Source organism: Opitutus terrae PB90-1, assembly GCF_000019965.1.
Taxonomy (GTDB): domain Bacteria; phylum Verrucomicrobiota; class Verrucomicrobiia; order Opitutales; family Opitutaceae; genus Opitutus; species Opitutus terrae.
Genome location: NC_010571.1, coordinates 4,943,446 through 4,964,728, shown reverse-complemented (window position 1 = coordinate 4,964,728; position 21,283 = coordinate 4,943,446). Strand labels below are relative to the sequence as shown.

At 66.5% G+C, this 21,283-nt stretch carries 18 protein-coding genes; 16 read left to right on the top strand and 2 right to left on the bottom strand.

Annotated features, from left to right (window positions below):
- Positions 1-172: 172 nt before the first annotated feature.
- Positions 173-1,150: a polyprenyl synthetase family protein gene (locus tag OTER_RS19310; RefSeq protein ID WP_012376626.1), complete on the bottom strand. Its 978-nt coding sequence runs from the start codon at positions 1,148-1,150 to the stop codon at positions 173-175.
- A gap of 333 nt (positions 1,151-1,483) precedes the next feature.
- Here OTER_RS19310 and OTER_RS19305 point away from each other — a divergent pair, with 333 nt between their 5' ends.
- From OTER_RS19305 to OTER_RS19245, 13 genes are all read left to right on the top strand, one after another.
- Positions 1,484-1,753 carry an FmdB family zinc ribbon protein gene (locus OTER_RS19305; RefSeq protein WP_012376625.1) on the top strand — a complete coding sequence of 90 codons (270 nt, stop codon included), beginning with the start codon at positions 1,484-1,486 and terminating at the stop codon, positions 1,751-1,753.
- A 108-nt stretch (positions 1,754-1,861) separates the two neighbouring features.
- On the top strand, positions 1,862-2,527 hold the full coding sequence (locus OTER_RS19300; protein ID WP_012376624.1) for a hypothetical protein: 666 nt from the start codon (positions 1,862-1,864) through the stop codon (positions 2,525-2,527).
- A 171-nt stretch (positions 2,528-2,698) separates the two neighbouring features.
- The gene (gene murJ / locus OTER_RS19295) at positions 2,699-4,258 is read left to right on the top strand and encodes a murein biosynthesis integral membrane protein MurJ (protein WP_012376623.1); all 1,560 of its coding nucleotides are present in this window, start codon (positions 2,699-2,701) and stop codon (positions 4,256-4,258) included.
- Between the two features lie 187 nt (positions 4,259-4,445).
- Positions 4,446-5,444 (top strand): bile acid:sodium symporter family protein, encoded by a 999-nt coding sequence (locus OTER_RS19290; RefSeq protein WP_012376622.1) that lies wholly within the window; start codon positions 4,446-4,448, stop codon positions 5,442-5,444.
- Positions 5,419-5,718 carry a GNAT family N-acetyltransferase gene (locus OTER_RS19285; protein ID WP_012376621.1) on the top strand — a complete coding sequence of 100 codons (300 nt, stop codon included), beginning with the start codon at positions 5,419-5,421 and terminating at the stop codon, positions 5,716-5,718. The genes OTER_RS19290 and OTER_RS19285 overlap by 26 nt, the downstream gene beginning before the upstream one ends.
- A 133-nt stretch (positions 5,719-5,851) precedes the next feature.
- Complete coding sequence (locus OTER_RS19280) at positions 5,852-6,457, top strand: TetR/AcrR family transcriptional regulator (RefSeq protein WP_012376620.1); 606 nt, start codon at positions 5,852-5,854, stop codon at positions 6,455-6,457.
- 99 nt (positions 6,458-6,556) lie between these two features.
- Positions 6,557-6,793, top strand: coding sequence for a hypothetical protein (locus tag OTER_RS19275; RefSeq protein WP_012376619.1), 237 nt, complete (start codon positions 6,557-6,559; stop codon positions 6,791-6,793).
- Between the two features lie 117 nt (positions 6,794-6,910).
- Positions 6,911-8,155, top strand: coding sequence for an efflux RND transporter periplasmic adaptor subunit (locus OTER_RS19270; protein ID WP_012376618.1), 1,245 nt, complete (start codon positions 6,911-6,913; stop codon positions 8,153-8,155).
- A 152-nt stretch (positions 8,156-8,307) separates the two neighbouring features.
- On the top strand, positions 8,308-11,481 hold the full coding sequence (locus OTER_RS19265; RefSeq protein WP_012376617.1) for an efflux RND transporter permease subunit: 3,174 nt from the start codon (positions 8,308-8,310) through the stop codon (positions 11,479-11,481).
- Between the two features lie 55 nt (positions 11,482-11,536).
- On the top strand, positions 11,537-12,304 hold the full coding sequence (locus OTER_RS19260; RefSeq protein ID WP_012376616.1) for an SDR family NAD(P)-dependent oxidoreductase: 768 nt from the start codon (positions 11,537-11,539) through the stop codon (positions 12,302-12,304).
- 64 nt (positions 12,305-12,368) lie between these two features.
- Positions 12,369-13,799: an efflux transporter outer membrane subunit gene (locus OTER_RS19255; protein ID WP_012376615.1), complete on the top strand. Its 1,431-nt coding sequence runs from the start codon at positions 12,369-12,371 to the stop codon at positions 13,797-13,799.
- Between the two features lie 153 nt (positions 13,800-13,952).
- Complete coding sequence (locus tag OTER_RS19250) at positions 13,953-15,023, top strand: NADH:flavin oxidoreductase/NADH oxidase (protein ID WP_012376614.1); 1,071 nt, start codon at positions 13,953-13,955, stop codon at positions 15,021-15,023.
- Between the two features lie 155 nt (positions 15,024-15,178).
- On the top strand, positions 15,179-15,829 hold the full coding sequence (locus tag OTER_RS19245) for an NAD(P)H-dependent oxidoreductase (protein ID WP_012376613.1): 651 nt from the start codon (positions 15,179-15,181) through the stop codon (positions 15,827-15,829).
- A gap of 85 nt (positions 15,830-15,914) precedes the next feature.
- Here the strand turns inward: OTER_RS19245 and OTER_RS19240 are convergent, their stop codons facing one another.
- Complete coding sequence (locus OTER_RS19240) at positions 15,915-16,481, bottom strand: pseudouridine synthase (protein ID WP_012376612.1); 567 nt, start codon at positions 16,479-16,481, stop codon at positions 15,915-15,917.
- Between the two features lie 115 nt (positions 16,482-16,596).
- Between OTER_RS19240 and OTER_RS19235 the strand changes: the two genes are divergently transcribed.
- The 3 genes from OTER_RS19235 (at position 16,597) to tkt (ending at position 21,054) form a co-directional block, all read left to right on the top strand.
- Complete coding sequence (locus tag OTER_RS19235) at positions 16,597-17,592, top strand: zinc-binding dehydrogenase (RefSeq protein ID WP_012376611.1); 996 nt, start codon at positions 16,597-16,599, stop codon at positions 17,590-17,592.
- 88 nt (positions 17,593-17,680) lie between these two features.
- Positions 17,681-18,748 (top strand): mannose-1-phosphate guanylyltransferase, encoded by a 1,068-nt coding sequence (locus tag OTER_RS19230; protein WP_012376610.1) that lies wholly within the window; start codon positions 17,681-17,683, stop codon positions 18,746-18,748.
- A 317-nt stretch (positions 18,749-19,065) separates the two neighbouring features.
- Positions 19,066-21,054 carry a transketolase gene (gene tkt / locus OTER_RS19225; RefSeq protein WP_012376609.1) on the top strand — a complete coding sequence of 663 codons (1,989 nt, stop codon included), beginning with the start codon at positions 19,066-19,068 and terminating at the stop codon, positions 21,052-21,054.
- Positions 21,055-21,283 lie beyond the last annotated feature (229 nt).

Sequence of the window (21,283 nt, the reverse complement as noted above, 5' to 3'; positions counted from 1 at the left end):
CCCAGAGCGCCGGGTTCGGCCGCGGCGCGCAACCGCGTTTTCATTGGGCGAGCCGGGTCGGTAACGAGTGGTTTAGCTAACGGACCGCGGTTTTGAACGCATCCATGTACAGACCATGCGCTTGAGCTACCGCGCGCGGCGGCCGGCGAACTTTTCGCGCGGAGAAGCCGCGCTACTTTGCGCGCGTGACGAGCGAATCGATGAGAGCGTCGAGGAATGCGTGCTCGCGCTCGAGCGAAGCGAGCGCCTGTCGCGCAGCCGCGGTGTGCTCACGTGCGAATTGCCGCGAGCGATCGAGCCCGTGCAGGCTCACGAACGTGGTCTTGCCCGCCCTCGCGTCCTTGCCGGGGGTCTTCCCGAGCGTCGCACGGTCCGCCGTGGCGTCCAGCACGTCGTCGATGATCTGGAACGCGAGCCCGAGATGCCGGCCGGCGGCGCGGAGCGCAGTGATCTCCGGCGGCAGCGCTCCCGGCGCGGCGGTTTGCGCATGCAGTCCGATCCATCCGCCCATCACCAGTGAAGCCTCGATCATCGCCGCGGTCTTGTTGAGGTGAATGAACTCGAGTTCCTCGGCCGTGGCGTCCGCTTTTTTCTCGGCCAGCAGATCCTCCATCTGCCCGCCGATGAGCCGCCGGCTGCCCGCCGCGTCGGCGAGTTCGCGGATCAACGCCATGGCGAGCGCTGGCTGCGAAGCGTAGTTCTCAGCGAGGAGCGCAAAGGCGTGCGTGAGCAGCGCGTCGCCCGCCAGCAGCGCGGTGGCTTCGTCGAACGCCTTGTGCGCGGTTGGCCGGCCGCGGCGCAGGTCGTCGTCGTCCATGCACGGCAAGTCATCGTGGATCAGCGAATAGGTGTGCAGGCACTCGATGGCGACGGCGGCGGGCAGCGCCAGGGCCGTGACCAGGTCACCGCGGCGACCGGCAGGCGGTTCAGGCGTCGCGGATTGTTGTAGGGAAGGTGAGTGACCTGATCCGCCACACAGTTCTGCACTCGCCAGCAGGAGCACCGGTCGCAACCGCTTGCCGCCGGCTTGCAGACTGTAGCGCATCGCCTCGTGGAGTCGTCCGGGACGCGTAGCCGCGGGGGGCAGGTGGCGCTCAATGCCTTCCTCGACGAGGCTCGTCAGGCGGCGAAGTTCGGCGGCAAAGTCCATCAGCTTCTTGCGTGTGCGAAATCGTCGTCCGGTGCAAGCGAGGCGTAGGTGTCGCTTGAGCGCCGCATCGCCGCCGACCGTATCTGTTGCGGCGCACGTTCGCCGGCCGTCGGTGCCACGTTGGGCGATGATTGCCCAGCCAAGCGGAGCCGCACGCCATTTTCACGTAATACGTGAAAATGGCCTCACGTCCCTCGCGCGCTCCGGCACGGACGGGCGCAACAGAATTTCACGTATTACGTGAAAATGGCTCGGAGGAGGACCGGCGAGGGGAGGGATAGAAACAAACTCGCCAATCGGGCGGCGGCGGACCATAACGCGCGGTTTTCGACCATGCCGACCTACGAGTATGCCTGTCAGAAGTGCGGTCACACCTTCGAGCAGTTCCAGTCGATGCACGATGCGCCGCTGAAGAAATGTCCGGAATGCAAAAAGCTCGGGCTGAAGCGGCTCATCGGTGGCGGCGCGGGACTGATTTTCAAGGGCTCGGGTTTCTACATCACCGACTACAAAAAGAAGTCCGGCGGCGATAGCGGCGGCGAGAAGCCGTCCACGCCGAAGAGCGAGAGCAAGGCGGACGCGAAGCCGGCCGCCAACAAATAGCGCGCGCATTCCGCGGTTGCGCTCGGCGGCGTTTTGCGGTGGAAACTCGCGGCGGAGACCGCGGGTGTTCCCGGCTTCGTTCCCCTTCAACTCGAAAGCCTTCCTCCCATGAACAAGAAACTCGAACGCGAGCTGCACGGGCCCAGTTGGACTGAAGTCATCCTCGGCGCCGTGCTGAGCCTGCTGCTCGGCGTGGTGCTCGCGGCGGTGTATCTCGTGCTGAAACCGGTCGCCGCCGTGAAGGAGCTGCCGAAAGAACCCGCGACCGACGTGGTCTACTACCTCGAGGGTACGCGCGACCTGACGAAGGCGCGGCAGGCGGCGGCGAAACAGAAAGCCTTCGTGCAGGGTGGATCCGTGGTGCTGAACGAGGATGAGTTGAACACGCTGCTCGGCCTCACGCCGGCGGTCGCGAAATCGGAAGCCGAGGCCGCCGCGGCCGAGAAAACGATCACGCCTGGTACCCCCAATTTCCGCATTCGTGACAACGTCCTCCAGATCGGCGTGCCGGTGCAGATCAAGGTGCTCGGGTTCGCGCAGAACGTGATCGTGCAGGCGCGCGGCGGGTTCGCGCAGCGCGGGGACCGCTGGGTGTTTGATCCCACCGAGTTTTACGTGGGTTCCTGCCCGCTGCAGCGGCTGCCCGCGGTCGAAGGGATGCTCGTGAAACAGGTCATGGCTGGCGCAACCATTCCCGAGGACGTGGCCGCGGCCTGGCAGCGGCTGACGGGAGTCGCGGTCGAAGGATCGGCACTGCGGTTGACGGTGGAATAAGCGGGCGGCCGCGCGAACTCAGCCATGGCCATGCAGTCAATCGTCCAGAGTCCAGAGTCCAGAGTCGGAACCCTGGCGCACCGCGAGGTCGGCCGGCTTTTCGGCGGAGCCCGCCGGTGGTCGAGTTCTCCACGCTCGACTCTCAGCTCTCGGCTGGATTGATCGACACGCGTGGCGAGCAAGCTCAAGCACATCGGCATCGTCTCACTGCTGACGGTGGTGTCCCGGGTGCTCGGGTTGGTGCGCGACCAGCTGGGCGCGGCGATCTTCGGCGCGAGCGAGCTGAACTCGGCGTTCATCACCGCATTCAGCCTGCCAAATCTGTTCCGTCGGCTGCTGGGCGAAGGCTCGTTGACGGCCGCGTTCGTGCCGACGCTGCAGGACGAGCTGCATGAGCGAGGACGCCCGGGCGCGTTCATGTTGCTCAACCAGGTCACGAGTTGGCTCGCACTGATCACCGGCGCGCTCGTGGTGTTCGCGATGGTGCTGTTCAGCCAGTCGCGGCTGCTGCCCGGGCACGAGTCGCGCTGGTATCTCGCCGCGGATCTCGCGGTGATCCTGTTCCCGTATCTCGCGATGATCTGCATCGCGGCGGCACTGAACGCGACGCTCAACGTGTTCGAGCATTTCACCGAGCCGGCGCTTTCGCCGATCTGGCTCAACTTGGCGATGATTGCGACGCTGGGCGGAGCGGGGTGGCACCTCGCCACGACGGAGCTGGGCCAGATGTATTGGCTGTGCGCGGGCGTGCTGATCGGCGGATTTTTGCAGCTGAGCGTGCCAGCCGGCGTGCTGGTCAAAATGGGCTGGCGGCCGCGATTCGATTTCGGGCTGGCGCCGCGCGTGCGTGAAATCGGTGCGCTGATGGCGCCAGGTTTGTTCGGCACGGCGATCTATCAAATCAACGTATTCGTTTCGCGGTTGTTCGCCTTCTCCATCGATGAAGCGTCAGCGACGCTCCTGTTTTACGCGAACCGGCTGATGGAGCTGCCGATCGGTGTGTTCGCGATTGCGGTGGCGACGGTCGTGTACCCGCTGATCGCGCGGCACGCAACCGAGCGCAACTTCGCCGGCATGGCGGATGATTACCGGAAGGGGCTGCGGCTGATCCTGATGATCAACGTGCCGGCCGCGGCCGGACTGGCGTTGTTGAGCGAGCCGATCGTCCGATTGATCTACCAGCACGGCGAGTTCACCGCCACCGACACGCGCGCGATGGGGCCGCTGCTGGCGCTGTTCTCGGTCGGCATGCCGTTCTTCTCGATTTCGAGCCTCACCACGCGGGCATTCTACGCGCTCAAGGACACGGTGACGCCGGTGAAAATCGGTGCGTTGAGCTTTGTCATCAACGTGGGGCTGAGCTGGGCACTGAAGGATTGGCTTGGCGCGCCGGGTCTGGTGCTTGCGAGCACGGCGGCGGTCATCGTGCAGACAATCGTGATGCAACGCCTGCTGGCGCGAGCGGTGCCGGGGCTCGGGTTTGGCGAACTATGGCGGACCATCGGCAAGATCGTCGCCGCGACCGCCGCGATGAGCTTGGTGGTGTTCGCTGGATGGGCCGCGTTGCGCTACGCGTTCGCGGGCAATCGCACCGTGGATCTGATCGCGATTGGCGGATTGATTCCGGTGGGCGTGGCGGTCTACGCCGCTGTGTTGTGGGCCGTGCGCGTGGAAGGGCGGGAGGAAATCTCGGCCATCCTCGCGCGCTTCCGCGGAAAGTTTGGCGGATGAAACGCGATGACATTTCGGCTGCGCGAGTGGACGCGCATGGGGACGCGACGCCCTCGTCGCGTCGATTCGGCGACGAGGGCGTCGCCGCTCCAAGGTCTGTTGTAGCCGTGGCCGTTGGTCCCGGCACCGGGTTCACCGAGTCCGGCTACATCTCTTGCGCGAGTAGGCGGGTACCGCTCTTTGCGCCATGCGGCTGAAAGTTGACTGGTTTCTCGCCGGGATGGTCGCAGCCACCGCGCTCGCGTGGCTCTTCCCCGAGCCCGGTGCCAGCGGCGGCTGGTTGTATCCGGACATCCTGACGAAGGCGGGCATCGCGTTGATCTTTTATCTCCACGGGCTGGCGCTGTCGTTCGGCGCACTGAAGGCGGGTACGCTGCGCTGGCCGCTGCACGTCGTGGTTCAGGTGACCACGTTCCTCGTTTTCCCATTGATCGGGCTGGGGCTGATCACGCTGCTCGGCGAGCGCGTCTCGCCCGAGCTCCGGCTGGGACTTTTTTATCTCTGCGCGCTGCCGTCGACGGTGTCGTCGTCGGTCGCGCTCACAGCGGCGGCGCATGGCAACATCGCCGCGGCGCTGTTCAATGCGACGCTGTCCAGCGTGCTCGGTGTGTTCCTCACGCCGCTGTGGGTGACGGTGGTGCTGCGCTCGCGCGGCGCAGCGCAGCCGCTCGGTCCAGTGATGCTGGACCTGACGATCTGGTTGATCCTTCCGTTGATCCTCGGCCAGATCACGCGACCGCTGCTCGGCCGCTGGGCCGAGAGAAACAAGCGCGTGATCAACAAGGTCGACCGGCTCACGATTCTGCTGCTCGTCTACACGTCGTTCTGCGATTCGTTTCAGCAAGGCGTGTGGTCGCACCACGGCTGGGCGACACTGGCGCTGGTGCTGGCGATCGCGGCCGGGTTGTTCACGCTGGTCATGGCGATCACCGGCGGCGTGTCGCGCTGGCTCGGTTTCCCGCGCGAAGACCGGATCGCGGCGATGTTCTGCGGTTCGAAAAAGACCCTCGCGTCCGGCGTGCCGATGGCTCGGCTGATCTTCGGGGCGCATCCCGGGATTGGCCTGATTCTGCTGCCGATCATGATTTATCATCCGCTGCAACTTGTGATCTGCGGCGTGCTGGCGCAGCGTTGGGCTCATCGAACGGAGGACGACGACCATGGCCATGCCCGCAGCACCGGATGACATCGCAGTGACTCACAACGAAGCCGAGCAGCGGTTCGAGACGCAGGTCCAGGGCGAGCTCGCCGTGTGCGAGTATCAGCCGGAGGGCCGCCGCTGGGTGTTCACCCACACTTACGTCCCGCCGGAGCTGCGCGGTCGGAACATCGCCGCCAAGCTCGTGCGCACGGCCCTCGAACACGCGAGAAAGCAAGGCGTGCAGATCGTGCCCGCGTGCTCCTACGTGGCCGCGTTCATCGAGCGGAACCGGGACTATCAGGCCCTCGTGGCGCAGTAGGGGAGGGCAACGGTGGCTCGGGCCCGGTGTCATAATTTTTTCGGGCAGCCCCAACTCGGACTTGAAATAGACTAAACGGTCAACTATCAGTATCGCCGACATGGGAAGAACCTCAGACGCAGATCAACGCCTCATGGATGCCGCCTTGGAGCTCATCTGGACGCAGAGCTATGGCGCGGTGACCATCGACGATATCTGCAAACGCGCCGACGTGCGCAAGGGGAGCTTCTATTACTTTTTCGATTCGAAAGAGCAGTTGGCCGTCGCCGCGCTCGAACGACTTTGGAATGACGACTGGAAGCCGCGGATGGACGAGATTTTTTCGGCTTCGCTCGAGCCGCTCGATCGACTCAAAGGTTATCTGGCGGGCGTCTACCGCCGTCAGAGCGAGACGAAGAAGCGCACCGGTCGCATGCTCGGATGTCCCGTGGCCTCCGTGGGTTCAGAGATGGGTACGACCGAGTGCACCATCTGTGAAAAGACCCGCGAGATGGTCGGTCGCAAGCGTCGCTACATCGAGGCGACAGTCCGTGAAGCCATCGCGAACGGCTCACTGGAACCGGGCGATCCGGTGAAGCGCACGACCGTGTTGATGAGCTTCATCGAGGGGCTGACCTTGCAGGCCAGAATCATGAATGATCCCGAAATTCTCAAAGGCCTGCCCGAGTTGGGTCTCGAGATCCTTCGCGTCAGGGCCGTCCAGCCCGAGCTCGAACCGACACCGGTCCCCGCACTCTAGCGTTTCCTTCAATCCTCCTTTCTCGGCGCACCTAACCGTGCGCTCTTTTTTGACCTAATTATTAGATAACTAGTCAACTATTCAACTGCACTTCCTCCGATGAACAACACCTCCCACATCCTTTCCCTCTCCGGTCTTCGCTCGGTGCACAACGCTCGCATGCGCTTCTACGGCGTCGGTCGCGATCCCGTTTTCGATTCGGCGAATCCGCGCCAGCAGCGGCCATTTCCAGGCGTCGGCACGCCCGCGGGCGACCGGGCGGCGCCGCCCGAGCGGCTCTGGCGGACCGACCTGCTCGACCGGCTCGAGCCGCCGCTGACGCGCTACCGCGAGTAACCTCGCCCCGCATCGGCGACCGCGCCGTTCGGCTGCACCCTCCTGCGCTCCCTCCCGGGGCGTTTTGTTTCCGTCTGCTGCAACACCACCCACACACCGTCAGCTGCCCGTCTCTGTATGTCCACTGCAAGCTCCACCCGTTCCCGGCCGCTCCCGCTTCGACTGCGTCGTCCCGCGTTCATTATTCCCACCGTGCTGTTGGGCGCCGCGCTCGCCACCTACGCCGTCACGCACCTGACCGCATCGGAGCAAGCGCAGGCCGCTCCATCCGCGCCTCCGCCACCCAAGGTCACGGTCGCGCCGGTCGAACGCCAACTCGTCACCGACTACGAAGAACTCACCGGCCGCGTCGACTCAATTGAAACGGTCGATCTGCGCGCACGCGTCTCGGGGCACATCCAAGATGTGCGTTTCCAGGCCGGTGAGATCGTGCACCGTGGCGATGTGCTGTTCACGATCGATCCGCGCTGGTATCGCGCCGAGTTCGACCTCGCACTCGCCCGGGCCGACCAGGCGCGAGCGCAAGCGGAGGTGGCTGACAGCGAGGCGCGTCGCGCGAATGAACTGCTCGCGGTCGCTGCCGTCTCGACCGAAGAGGCCGAAGCCCGGCGCACGCGGGCGCACGTCGCCCGCGCCGCCGTGGCGTCCGCCGAGGCCGCACTCGCAACCGCGCGGCTGAACCTCGAGCACACGGAGGTCCGCGCACCGATCGATGGACGGATCAGCCGCGCCCTCGTCACCGCCGGCAACCTGATCTCCGGCGCCCCCGGCGGCGCCACCCTGCTGGCGACGATCGTCTCGACGGGCGAGGCCTATGTGTATGCGGACATCGACGAGAGCACGCTGCTCAAGTTCAACCGACTGCTCCGCGAAAATCGCCTCGCCCTCGAGAACGGCCGCGTGCCGGTGGAGATGCAGCTGGCCGATGAGAGCGGCTATCCGCGTCGCGGTTACATCGAGTCGACCGACAACCGGCTCAATCCAGCCACCGGTTCGCTCGCGCTCCGGCTCGTGTTTGCCAACCGTGATCAGGCGCTCGTGCCTGGGCTGTTCGCCCGGGTGCGCGTGCCCGTCGGCGCGCCGCGGCCGTCGCTGCTCGTGAGTGAGCGGGCGATCGGCACGGACCAGAGTCAGAAATTCGTGCTCGCCGTCGCCGCGGACAACAAGGCCGTGTATCGCTCCGTCAAACTCGGCGGCAGCTTCCACGACAAGCGCGTGATCCAGTCTGGGCTCGAGCCGGGCGACCGCGTGATCGTCAACGGTCTCCAGCGTGTGCGACCCGGCATGACGGTGCAGCCCGAACTGCTCGCGGCAGAAGCCACCACGCAGAACGCCAACGCCAACCGACTCGCGAGCCGCTGAGGGTAGGGCGCGTTATCCCTAACGCGCCGCTTCGCCCGGCCTTCATTTCACGCTCGGCGCGTTGAGGACAACGCGCCCCACCACAACGCGCCGCCGGCGCCCCCTGGCCACTGCCTTGCCCAAATTCCCCGCTTAGCCCGTTCAGTCTGCTCATGAACCTCTCCGATTTCTTCATCAAGCGTCCGATCTTCGCGGGCGTCGTTTCCACGATCATCTTCCTCGTCGGTGCGATCTCACTGTGGCAACTGCCGGTCAGCGAGTATCCCGAAGTCGTGCCGCCGACCGTCGTCGTCCGCGCGGTGTATCCCGGTGCAAATCCCAAGACGATCTCCGAAACCGTCGCCGCGCCGCTCGAGCAATCGATCAACGGCGTGGAGAACTCGCTCTACATGTCGTCGCAGGCGACGAGCGACGGCGTGATGACGCTCACCGTTACGTTCAAGGTCGGCACCGATCTCGATAACGCGCAGGTGCAGGTGCAGAACCGCGTCGCCCAGGCCGAGCCGAAGCTGCCGGAGGTCGTGCGTCGGCTCGGGATCACGACGACCAAGACCTCGCCCGACCTGCTCATGGTCGTGCACCTGTTCTCGCCGGACAACCGCTACGACGACATCTACGTCCGCAACTACGCCTCGCTGCAGGTGCGCGACGTGCTCGCGCGGCTGCCGGGGGTAGGGCAGGTGCGCATCTTTGGGTCGGGCGACTACGCCATGCGCGTGTGGCTCGATCCGAACAAAGTCGCGGCGCGGGGGCTCACCGCTTCCGAGGTCGTCGCCGCGATTCGCGAACAGAACGTGCAAGTCGCTTCGGGCGCGGTCGGCCAGCAGCCGAACCCCAACGCGATCAGCACGGAGCTGCTGATCAACACGCAGGGCCGGCTCACGACCGAGGACGAGTTTGGCGCCATCATCATCAAGACCGGCGCGCACGGCGAGCGCGTGCAGCTGCGCGACGTCGCGCGCGTCGAGCTCGGCGCCGCCGACTACGCGCTCCGCTCGCTCCTGAACAACAAGCCGGCCGTCGCGCTGCCGATTGCGCAACTGCCGGGGTCCAACGCCATCGCCACCTCCGACGCGGTGCGCGCGACCATGACCGAGCTGAAGAAAAATTTCCCGGAGGGGCTCGACTACAGCATCGTCTACGATCCGACGATCTTCGTGCGCGAATCGATCCGCGCGGTCGTGCACACGCTGCTCGAGGCGATCGTGCTGGTGGTGCTCGTGGTGATCCTGTTCCTGCAGACGTGGCGCGCGTCCATCATCCCGCTGGCGGCCGTGCCGGTCTCCCTCGTCGGCACGTTCGCGGTGATGCACGCGCTCGGATTTTCCATCAACGCGCTCTCGCTGTTCGGACTCGTGCTCGCGATCGGCATCGTGGTCGACGACGCGATCGTGGTCGTCGAGAACGTCGAGCGGAACATCGCGCTCGGCAAAACCCCGTTCGAGGCCACCAAGCAGGCGATGCGCGAGGTGACCGGCCCAATCATCGCCACCGCGCTCGTGCTCTCGGCGGTCTTCATTCCCACGGCGTTCATCAGTGGGCTGACCGGACAGTTCTACAAGCAGTTCGCCATCACGATCGCGATCTCGACGATCATCTCGGCGTTCAATTCGCTGACGCTTTCGCCCGCGCTGAGTGCACTGCTGCTCCGCGATCATCACGCGCCAAAGGACTGGCTGACGCGCGGCATGGATCGTTCGCTCGGCTGGTTCTTCCGGCCGTTCAACCGGTTCTTCGAATGGTCCGCGCGGAAATATTCGCACGGCGTGGCGCGACTGCTGCGCGTCTCGGCCGTCGCGCTGCTGGTGTACGCGGGGTTGCTCGCGTTCACGGCGCTCTCTTTCCGCAAGATTCCGACCGGCTTCGTGCCGTCGCAGGACAAGCAGTATCTCGTGGCGTTCGCACAACTTCCGGCTGCAGCGTCACTCGAACGCACCGACGCGGTGATCCGTCGGATGAGCGAGATTGCCCTCAATCATCCCGGCGCGCAAAACGCGATCGCGTTCCCCGGACTCTCGATCAACGGGTTCACCAACTCGCCGAACAGCGGGATCGTGTTCGTGGCGCTGAAGCCCTTCGAGGAGCGTCGCAGCGCGGAGCTTTCCGGCCAGGCGATCGCGCAGCAGCTGCAGCAGCAGTTTGGTGAGATCCAGGACGCCTACATCGCGATCTTCCCGCCGCCGCCCGTGCAGGGGCTCGGCACGATCGGCGGGTTCAAGCTCTACGTCGAGGACCGCGGCGACCACGGCTTGGATGCGCTCTACGCGGCGACTCAGGGCTTGGTTGCGCAGGCGGCGCAGACGCCGGTGCTCACGCGGGTGTTCTCCGGTTTCACCATCAACACGCCGCAGCTGCAGGCGGACGTCGACCGCGCGAAGGCGAAGAGCCAGGGCGTCCCGCTCCAGAATGTTTTCGAGACGATGCAGATCAACCTCGGCTCGCTCTACGTGAATGATTTCAACCGGTTCGGCCGCACCTACCAGGTGATCGCGCAGGCCGACGCGGAGTTTCGCCAGAAGCCGGACGACATCCTGCGGCTCAAGACCCGCAACGCCGCCGGCCAGCTCGTCCCGCTCGGCGCCGTCGTCAACGTCAGCGAGACCTACGGGCCCGACCGCGTGGTGCGCTACAACGGTTATCCGGCCGCCGAAATCAACGGCGCGCCGGCGCCTGGGTTCAGCTCGGGTCAGGCGGAGGCGGCGATGGAGCAGCTCGCGCGCGATCATCTGCCCACCCGCATGGCGCTGGATTGGACGGAGCTGACTTACCAGAAAATCATCGCGGGCAACACCGGCGTGCTCGTGTTTCCGCTGAGCCTCCTGCTCGTGTTCCTCGTCCTCGCGGCACAATACGAGAGCTTCCGGCTGCCGTTCGCGGTACTGCTAATCGTGCCGATGGCGCTGTTCTCCGCCATGGTCGGACTCTGGCTGACGCACGGCGAAAACAACGTGTTCACGCAGATTGGGCTGATGGTGCTGATCGGCTTGGCGGCGAAAAACGCCATCCTGATCGTCGAGTTCGCCCTCAAGCGCCGCGAGGAAGGCGAGAGCGTCGTGCAGGCGGCGCTCGATGCCGCGCGGCTGCGGCTGCGCCCGATTCTGATGACCTCGATCGCTTTCATCGCCGGCGTCTTCCCGCTCGTGGTCAGCACCGGCGCCGGCGCGGAGATGCGGCGCGCGATGGGCGTCGCCGTGTTCGCCGGCATGATTGGCGTCACGTTGTTCGGCCTCTTTCTGACGCCGGTGTTCTACGTCGTCCTCGAAAAACTTGGCGTGCGCAAACCCGCCGCCGCCGCTGCACCGCTGCCCGCGCCGCAATCCGCCTGAGCCGCCGTGCCCTCATCTCTCAGTCAGCAACCTCGTTCTTCAACCCATCCCTCCCATGTCTACTCACACGAAACCCAAACTCTTCGGCAAAGTCGCCCTTGTCACCGGCGCGTCCAAAGGCATTGGCGCGTCGATTGCCCTGCACCTCGGCGAAGCCGGGGCGGCGGTCGTCGTCAACTACACCAGCAGCCGCGAAGGCGCCGAGCGCGTCGCCGGCCAGATCACACAGCACGGCGGTCGCGCGGTTGCCGTGCAAGCCGACGTATCGAAGCGCGCCGACATCGACCGCCTGTTCGCCGAGACGATCGCGGCCTTCGGCCGGCTCGACATCCTGGTGAACAACGCGGGCGTCTACGATTTCGCCCCGCTCGGCCAGATCACCGAGGCGCATTTCCACCGGCACTTCGACGTGAACGTCCTCGGCCTGCTGCTGGCCACGCAGAAAGCGGTCGATCACTTCGACGAACACGGCGGCGTCATCATCAACGTCGGGTCGATCGTGAGCACGTTCGCCCTGGCGAACGGCTCGGGCTACAGCGCGACCAAAGCCGCCGTCGACGCCATCACGCGCTCGCTCGCCAAGGAGCTCGGTGCCCGCCGCATCCGCGTCAACTCGCTCAACCCCGGCGCCGTCGACACCGAGGGCAGTCGCGCGGGCGGAATCATCGGCAGCGATTTCGAGAAACAGATCATCCAGGACACGCCGCTCGGCCGGACGGGGCAGCCGGACGACATCGGACGCGTGGCGGTGTTTCTCGCCTCCGGGGATTCCGGTTGGATCACCGGCGAGACGATCGCGGTGGCGGGCGGACACCCGCACTGAACAGGGGCGCGCATACGGGCCGCCGACCACAACACGCCTGCACGGAGCACACCTTTGACGAATCATGAAGATCCTCGCGCTGTTTTTTGCATTCACCACGCTCGGGTTTGCGGCACTGCCAAAGGTCGGACCTGACTACTACCGACCCGACCTGCCGCCGCTGGCGAGTTATCGCGACGCTGGCGGTTGGAAAACCGCCGATCCGGCTGACGCGCTGCCCCGCGGTGCGTGGTGGAATTTGTTCGGCGATCCCGTGCTCGACGGACTCGAGACGCGCGCACTCGCCGCCAACCAGGACCTGCGTGCCGCCGCCGCGCGCGTCGAGCAGGCCCGCGCGGCTGCCGGCATCGCGCGCGGCGACTACTGGCCGCAGCTCGCCGCCCACGGCGCCGTCATCCGCGAGCAGACCTCGCAGACGACGGAGAATGTCTTCCCCGACCCGCGCACCACGACCTACCGCGCGCCACTTACCGCCGCGTGGGAGCTCGACCTGTTTGGCCGCGTGCGGCGCTTGAACGAATCCGCCCGCGACGTCGCGGCGGCCAGCGAGGCGACGTTCGAATCCGTCCGGCTGTCGCTCACGGCCGATGTGGCGGCGAACTACTTCGCGCTCCGTGCTACCGAACGGGAGCTGGTGCTGCTGGACGATACCGTGCGCCTGCGACGTCGCGCGCTGGAACTCGCGACCGCGCGCGTGCGCAGCGGCACGGCGGCCGATCTGGATGCCGCGCGGGCCGAGACCGAACTGGCCAGCACCGAGGCGGAACGCGCGACGCTGGCGAATCAGCGTTCCGCGTTGGCCAACGCGCTCGCCACGCTGGTCGGCGAGCCTGCCAGCGGTTTTGTGCTCGCGGTCGTGGAGCACGAGCCCGTGCTGCCGCACGTGCCGGCGGGACTGCCGTCGGAGTTGCTGGAGCGGCGGCCCGACATCGCGGCCGCGGAGCGTTCGCTCGCCGCGGCCAACGCGCGGATTGGTGTCGCCAAGGCTGCGTTCTTCCCGGCGATTTCGCTCACCGGCTCTGCGGGCTATGCCAGTGCGGACATCGATCGGTTGACCGAGTCGGACTCACGGATCTGGTCGATCGGACCGCAACTTTACCTGCCGATTTTCCAAGGCGGCCGCAACCGCGCCAATCTCGCGCGCAGCCGCGCGGCGTATGACGAAGCGGTGGCTGCGTTCCGGCAGCGTGTGCTCGTGGCGCTGCGCGAGGTGCAGGACGCGTTGACCGCCAGCCGACTGATCGGGGAGGAGGCGGCCGCCCAGCAGCGCGCGCTCGAATCGTCGCGCCGCGCGCAGCGGCTGGCGCAGATCCGCTACGACGCCGGCTACGTGTCCTACCTCGAGGTCATCGATGCGCAGCGGACGGCGCTGGCGACGGAACGAGCGACCGCGCGGCTCATCGGTCGCCAGCTGGCCACGCGCGTGGCGTTGATCAAAGCGCTGGGCGGCGGCTGGCACGCGCCGCAGCCGGGCGGCTCGCTCGCGGCGCGCTGACCACCGAGGCGAATTGCGCTTATGACCACCTTGATTCTTCTACTGGCGGCGCTGGTGTTCCTCGTGTCGTGGGACACCGCCGCGAATTCCTGATCCATCGGGTCGGGCGAATCGTTTGGTCCGGCGGCGCGTCGGACTAACTTTCTTACACCCATGCCTTCGCTCTTCGATTCTTACACCTTGAAATCCGTCACGCTGCGCAATCGCGTGGGCGTCTCGCCGATGTGCGAGTATTCCTCCGTAGACGGGCTGGCGAACGACTGGCACCTCGTGCACCTCGGCTCGCGCGCGGTGGGCGGCGCCGGGCTCGTGATCGTCGAGGCCACCGGAGTCACACCGGAGGGACGGATCACGCCGGGTGATCTCGGTCTTTGGTCGGACCGGCACGTCGAGCCGCTCGCGCGCATCAACCGCTTCCTGAAACAGTATGGCGCCGTGCCGGGCATCCAGCTCGCGCATGCCGGGCGCAAAGCCAGCGCCGCGGTGCCGTGGGTGGGCGGCGACCATCTCGCGGACAATGCCGGTGGCTGGACGCCGGTCGCGCCCAGTGCGATCGCGTTTGGCGACGGGCTGGACAAGGTGCCGCATGCGTTGACCACGGCCGAGATTCAGGCCGTGCAGGCGGCGTTCGTGAGCGCGGCGGAGCGCTCGCTCGCGGCGGGATTCGAATGGCTCGAACTCCACTCCGCGCATGGCTACCTGAGCCACCAGTTTCTCTCGCCGCTCACGAACCTGCGCACCGACCAATATGGCGGCAGCTTTGAAAACCGGATCCGCTTCCTGCTCGAAACCACGCGGGCGGTGCGCGCGGTCTGGCCCGACAAGTTCCCGCTCACCGTCCGACTCTCGTGCACGGATTGGGTGGACGGCGCGTGGGACATTGACCAATCCGTGGAGCTGTCGCGCCGGCTGAAGGTGGAGGGCGTTGACCTGATCGACTGCAGCTCGGGTGGCATCGTGCCGCATGCGAAGATTCCGCTGAAGCCGGGCTATCAGGTGCCGTTCGCCGAACGGATCCGGCGCGAGGCGCAAATCGCGACGGCTGCGGTGGGGCTGATCACCGAGCCCAAGCAGGCCAACGAAATCGTGACCTCGGGGCAGGCCGACGTCGTGCTGCTCGCGCGGCAATTCTTGCGCGATCCTTATTGGCCGGCGCACGCCGCGCGCGAGCTCGGACAGGCCGAGGCCGTGGCGCCACCGTTGCAATACGCGCGCGCGTGGTAGACCGGCACGCCTGCGGCGCGGGTCGGAGCGGCTGTAAGCCGCGATCGAATCGCGTCGCCCGCCGCGCCGGCGCATAACCCCGTCCCCCGCACGGAACGGCGCGGGCGCCGCTTCCGGATTGGCGTTCGCCCCTCGTTCGCGCATGGTTCGGGCGCATGACGCCGATCACTCCCGAGACGCTGACCGCCGCGCTGCAGTGGCGGTATGCAGTGAAAAAGTTCGATCCCACGCGGAAAATCCCGGCGGAAACGTGGAGCGCCCTCGAAGGCGCGTTGGTCCTCTCGCCGTCGTCGATCGGACTGCAGCCATGGAGATTTTTTGTCGTCACCGATCCGACCTTGCGCGCGCAACTGCGCCCGGCTGCGTGGGACCAATCGCAGGTGACAGAGTGCTCCCACTTTGTCGTGTTCGCGGTGCGGAAGAACCTGGGCGCGGAGCACGTCGACCGGCACGTGGCCCGAATGGCGGAGGTGCGCGGGACCACGACGGAAGCGCTCTCGCGGTTTGGCCAGATGGCGTTGCGAAATCTCGATCAGGCGCGCGCCGAAGGCCGGCTCGACATGTGGCAGACGCACCAGATCTACATCGCGCTGGGCAGCTTCGTGACGGCCGCGGCGGTGCTGGGCGTCGACACGTGTGCGATGGAAGGCTTCGAACCGGCGAAATTCGACGAGATCCTCGGGCTGGCCGGAACGGATTATTCGAGTGTGGTCGCCTGCGCAGCAGGTTACCGCGACCCGAACGACAAATACGCTCACACGAAGAAAGTCCGGTTCAAGCGCGAGGACGTGATCGAGGAACGGTGAGCGCTGAGGTAGAGCCCGCCATCCCGGCGGGCTCCGCGGTCGGTGCACGAACAGCCCGCTGGGGACGGCGGGCTCCATCTGCAGGCTAGCAAAAGACGGATTTCCGCTCGTCCGCCGTCAGCTCCCGCCACTGTCCGACCGCGAGTTTCCCGAGCGCGAAATCGCCGATGCGCACGCGGACCAGACGCAGTGTGGGATGGCCGATCGCGGCGGTCATCCGGCGGACTTGCCGGTTCTTGCCTTCGATGAGTTCGAGCGCCAGCCAGCAATCGGGCACGTTCTTGCGCGCGCGAATCGGCGGATCGCGTGGCGGCAGCGTGGGCGCCGGATCGAGCCGCCGCGCAGCACACGGCCGCGTCGCGTAGTCGCCGATCTTCACGCCGCGCTGCAGTTGCGCGAGCGCCGCATCGGTGGGCACGCGTTCCACCTGCACCCAGTATTCGCGTCGATGCGCTTGGTCGGGATTGAGCAGCCGGGTATTCAATCCCGGTTCGTCGCTCAGCAGCAGCAGCCCCTCGGAATCGGCATCGAGCCGACCTAGCGGATAGACTGCTGGCGGCAGCCCGAACTCCGCGAGCGTGCGCCAGCGGGATCCGGGCTCGGGCGTGAATTGCGAGAGCACACCGTAAGGTTTGTGGAGCGCGCAGAGCATGGCTCTGACCGAAGTAACGAGGAACAAGGACCAAGGATCAAGCTGCGAGGAAAACTCCTGGCGGTTGCACGTTCGCGAACTTGTCACTTGTTACTTGGCACTTGTGACTCCCTCCATGCGCGCCGTTCGACTCACCGCCGTTGACCAACTCGCCATCGCCGACGTGGCGGAGCCGACGCCCGCGGCGGGCGAGGTCGTGGTCGATATCCGCGCGGCGGCGCTGAATCACCGCGACGTGTGGATCAAGGCCGGTCAGTACGCCGGATTAAAGTATCCCTGCATCCCGGGTTCCGACGGGGCCGGCGTCGTATCCGCAACCGCGGATGGCGGGGATCCGTCGTGGATCGGCCGCGAGGTGATCATCAATCCGAGCTTCAATTGGGGTTCGGATGAGAACGCGCAGGGAAAGGATTTCTCGATTCTCGGGCTGCCGCGCGACGGCACGCTGGCGGAAAAGATCGCGGTGCCGGTCGCGCAGCTGGCGGCGAAGCCCGGTCATCTATCGTGGACCGAGGCGGCGGCGGTGCCGCTGGCGGGGTTGACCGCGTGGCGGGCACTGATGTCGCGGGCGCGCCTGCAGCGCGGCGAGCGCGTGTTGATCACCGGAATCGGCGGCGGCGTGGCGCTGTTTGCGCTGCAGTTCGCGGTGGCGGCGGGCGCGGAGGTGTGGGTGACGTCGAGCTCGGCCGAGAAGATTGCGCGTGCCGTGGAACTGGGCGCGCGGGGTGGGGCGAATTACACCGACGCGGACTGGTCGGCGCAGCTCGCGAAAACCGCCGGCCACTTTCACGTGATCGTCGACAGCGCGGGCGGCCCCGGATTCCCGAGCGTGCTCGATCTCGCCACGCCGGGCGGGCGCGTGGCGTTTTTCGGCGCGACGCGCGGCGATCCGCCGGTGCTGCCGATGCGGAAGATTTTCTGGCGGCAGCTGTCGCTGCTCGGCACGACGATGGGCTCGCCGGCGGATTGGGCGGCGATGACGCAGTTTCTCGCCGCGCATCGCGTGCGGCCGGTGGTCAGCGAAATCGTGCCGTTCGCGCGGGCCGGCGATGCGTTCGCGTTGATGGAGCGCGGGGGGCAGTTCGGGAAGATCGTGGTGCAGGTGACGTAAGGGTGGACGCGGGGAACCTAACCCGTTTTAAGCGTTCAGGCTTGGCCCTTTCGCGGGGCCGGCGCGTCCCGCACATTCCTCTTCCCGCATGAACGAACATTCGAACACCTACGTCTGCATCATGGCTGGCGGCAGCGGCGAACGCTTCTGGCCGATGAGCCGGCGGCGCACGCCGAAGCACCTGCTCAAGCTTTTCTCCGAGCGCACCCTGCTCGAGGAAACGGTGCGGCGGTTCGAAGGCGTGGTGCCACGCGCGAACATTTTCGTGCTGACCAACGAGGCGCAGCTCGAGCCCACCCGCGCGGCGTTGCCGATGCTCGCGCCCGATCAGATCATCGCCGAACCGGAAAAACGCGACACCGCGCCGGCCGCGGCGCTGGCCACCGGCCTCGTGCGCGCGCGGGCGAAGGACGGCGTGATGGCGCTGCTGCCGGCCGATCATCTGATCAAGAACACCGCCCGGCTCGCCGAACAGCTCGGGGCCGCGCTGGCGCGCGCGGCCGGCACCGATGCGCTGCTGACGTTTGCGATCAAGCCGAGCTATCCGTCACCGGGATTCGGTTACCTCGAAATGGGCGAGGAACTGGACCGCACCCCGACCCTCGGCGTGGTGCGCCGCGCGGTGCGTTTCGTGGAGAAGCCGGATCTGCCGACGGCCGAGCGCTACGTCGCCGGCGGCAATCACGCGTGGAATGCCGGCATGTTCATCTGGCGCGTGAGCGCGTTTCTCGACGAGGCGGAGCGGCACGCTCCGGCCCTCGCGAAGTTCGTGCGCGAGTTCCCCGCGGGCGATCCCAGCGCGTATCTCCAAGCGCGGTTCGGCGCACTCCCGAAAACCTCGGTCGATTACGCCGTGATGGAAAAGGCCGCGCGCGTCGAAACCATCCTCGCGGAATACGATTGGGACGACGTCGGCATGTGGACCTCGTTGCCGCCGCATCTGCAGCAGGACGCCGCGGGCAACGCGGTGAAGGGCGCGGTCCTCGCGGAGAATGCAACGCGGAACATCGCGATCAGCAACGGCCGCGTGGTGGCTCTCGTGGGGGTGAAGGACCTTGTGGTCGTCGAGACTCCGGATGCCGTGCTCGTCTGCCATCGCGACGCGGTGCAGGACATCAAGAAATTGATGCCCATGCTGCCGAAGGAGCTGCAGTAGGGCAGGGTGGCGAGGAGGGTATCCCCGTAGCCGCATGGCTTCGCCATGCGGACCGCGCCGTAATCGGCACGGCTGCCACAGGTGGAGCCCGCCGTCCCGGCGGGTTTGAGCGCGAAGGCCGACAAGGCCTGCCGGAACGGCAGGCGCATCTCGCGCGACGATCCGCCGCCAACCTGCGGCGGGCGCGACACCCGCGCTCCCAAGGCACAATGTTAGACTGAATTCCGTCGCCGGTTGCATCCCCCGGCGAAGACTGCACGCTGAGTTTCTTCTTCCCCGGCTCGCCGCCGCATCCTAGTCCTAACCTTCCAACTTTTATGCCGCTCCAAACTCCCCTTCTCGCCAAGGCTGCCAATCAGGCGCGTGGACTCGCCATCGACGCGGTGCACGCGTGCTCGTCGGGCCACCTCGGGCTCCCGCTCGGAGCCGCCGAAATCGGCGCCGTGCTTTACGGCCATGCGCTGGTGCACAACCCGGAGCATCCGCGCTGGCTCAACCGCGATCGTTTCGTTCTCTCCGCCGGCCACGGCAGCATGTTCCTCTACGCGTGGCTGCACCTGAGCGGCTACGACATCCCGCTGGACGAGGTGAAGAAGTTCCGCGCGTTGCACAGCATCACGCCGGGGCACCCGGAATTCCGCGAGACGCCCGGCGTCGAGGCGACGACCGGCCCGCTGGGGCAGGGGGTGGGCAACGCGGTCGGCATGGCGGTCGCCGGCCAGATGGCGGCGGCGCGGTTCAACACGCCCGAGCACACGGTTTTCGACTATCATGTCGTTTGCCTCGCGGGCGACGGCTGCATGCAGGAAGGCGTGGCGATGGAGGCCGTGGCGTTCGCCGGGCACCAGAAGCTCGACAACCTGATCCTGATTTACGACTCGAACGACGTGACGCTCGACGCGATGGCGGTGAAGACGCAGAGCGAGAACGCCGCCGCGCGCTTCAAGGCCATCGGCTGGGACGTGCAGACGATCGACGGCCACGACATGGCGGTGTTCCTGAAGGCCTTCAACAAGGCCAAGAAGGCAACGAGTGGAAAACCGCAGCTGATCATCGCGAAGACGCAGATCGCGCGCGGCATCCCGGAAGTCGCCGGCACGGCCAAGGGCCATGGCGAGGGCGGGGCAAAGTTCGCCGACAGCGCGCGCGCCGGACTTGGCTTGCCGGCCGACCAGCACTTCTTCGTGAGCGACGACGTCCGCGCCTATTTCGCGGATCATCTGAAACGACTGCTCCGCCACTACAAGAAGTGGGAAAAGACGTTTGAGGCGTGGCGCACCGCTAATCCGGACAAGGCCGCGCTGCTCGACTCCGCGAAGAACGCGCCGAACGCGAGCGCACTGCTCGCGAAGATCCCGGCGTTCCCGGCCGACGCCAAGCTCGCCACGCGCGCGGCGGGACGCGACGTGCTGCAGCCCGTCGCCGCGGAACTGCCGCTGCTGATCGGCGGCAGCGCCGACCTCTACGGCTCGACGTTGAACCTCATCGCGGCGGACAAGGACTTTGACCCGAGCAATCGCGGCGGCCGGAATATTCGCTTCGGCATTCGCGAGCACGGCATGGCCGCGATCGCGAACGGCATCGCTTACGACGGGCTCTTCCGTCCGAGCGTGGCGACGTTCCTCGTGTTTGCCGACTACTCGCGTCCGCCGATGCGGCTCGCGGCGCTATCGGATCTGCCCGTCGTCTACATCTACACGCACGACTCGATCGGCGTCGGCGAAGACGGCCCGACGCACCAGCCGGTGGAGACGGTCTCAGCGCTGCGCGTGATTCCGAACATGGATGTGATCCGTCCGGCGGATCCGGAGGAAACCGCCGGCGCGTTTGCTGCGGCGCTCGAACGGACGGATGGGCCGACGCTGCTGGCGCTCACGCGTCAGGCGCTGCCGATGCTGAACGACATTCCGGTGCAGACGCGCCGCGAAGGCGTGCTCAAGGGCGGCTACGTGGCGAAGCAGGAAACGGCGGCGCTCACCCACATCCTCATCGCGACGGGCAGCGAACTGCAGATCGCGCTCGCCGCGGCCAAGACGCTCGGTGCCGGCGTGCGCGTCGTGTCGCTGCCGTCGTTCCAGCGATTTGACCAGCAGTCGCCGGAGTATCGCGAGAGCGTGCTGCCCGCCAGCTGCCGGAAGCGTGTCGCGGTCGAGGCGGGTGTGCCGGACCTCTGGTATAAATACGTCGGCCTCGAGGGTAAGGTGGTGGGCATCGCCCGCTTTGGCCTGAGCGCTCCTGGGCCGGTCGTGTTCAAGGAACTCGGCATCACCGCCGAAGCCGTCGTCGCTGCCGCTCAGTCGCTGTAAGCCGATCTGAAGCGAAGTTTTCGAGGGCGAGCTTCCGCACTGCGGGTGCTCGCCCTTTCTGTTTTATGCTGAAGCGCTGCAGCGTGGCATCCGAATTCCTGACATGGGCGGGACGCCCATGCCACGTGGCACGGGCGTCCCGCCCGTGGAGGTCCGGCGCTTCCGCTACGAAAGCGCGTTGAGGGCAACGCGCTCCGCCTTGCCGGCGACCACGCGATGCCGCCAGTAG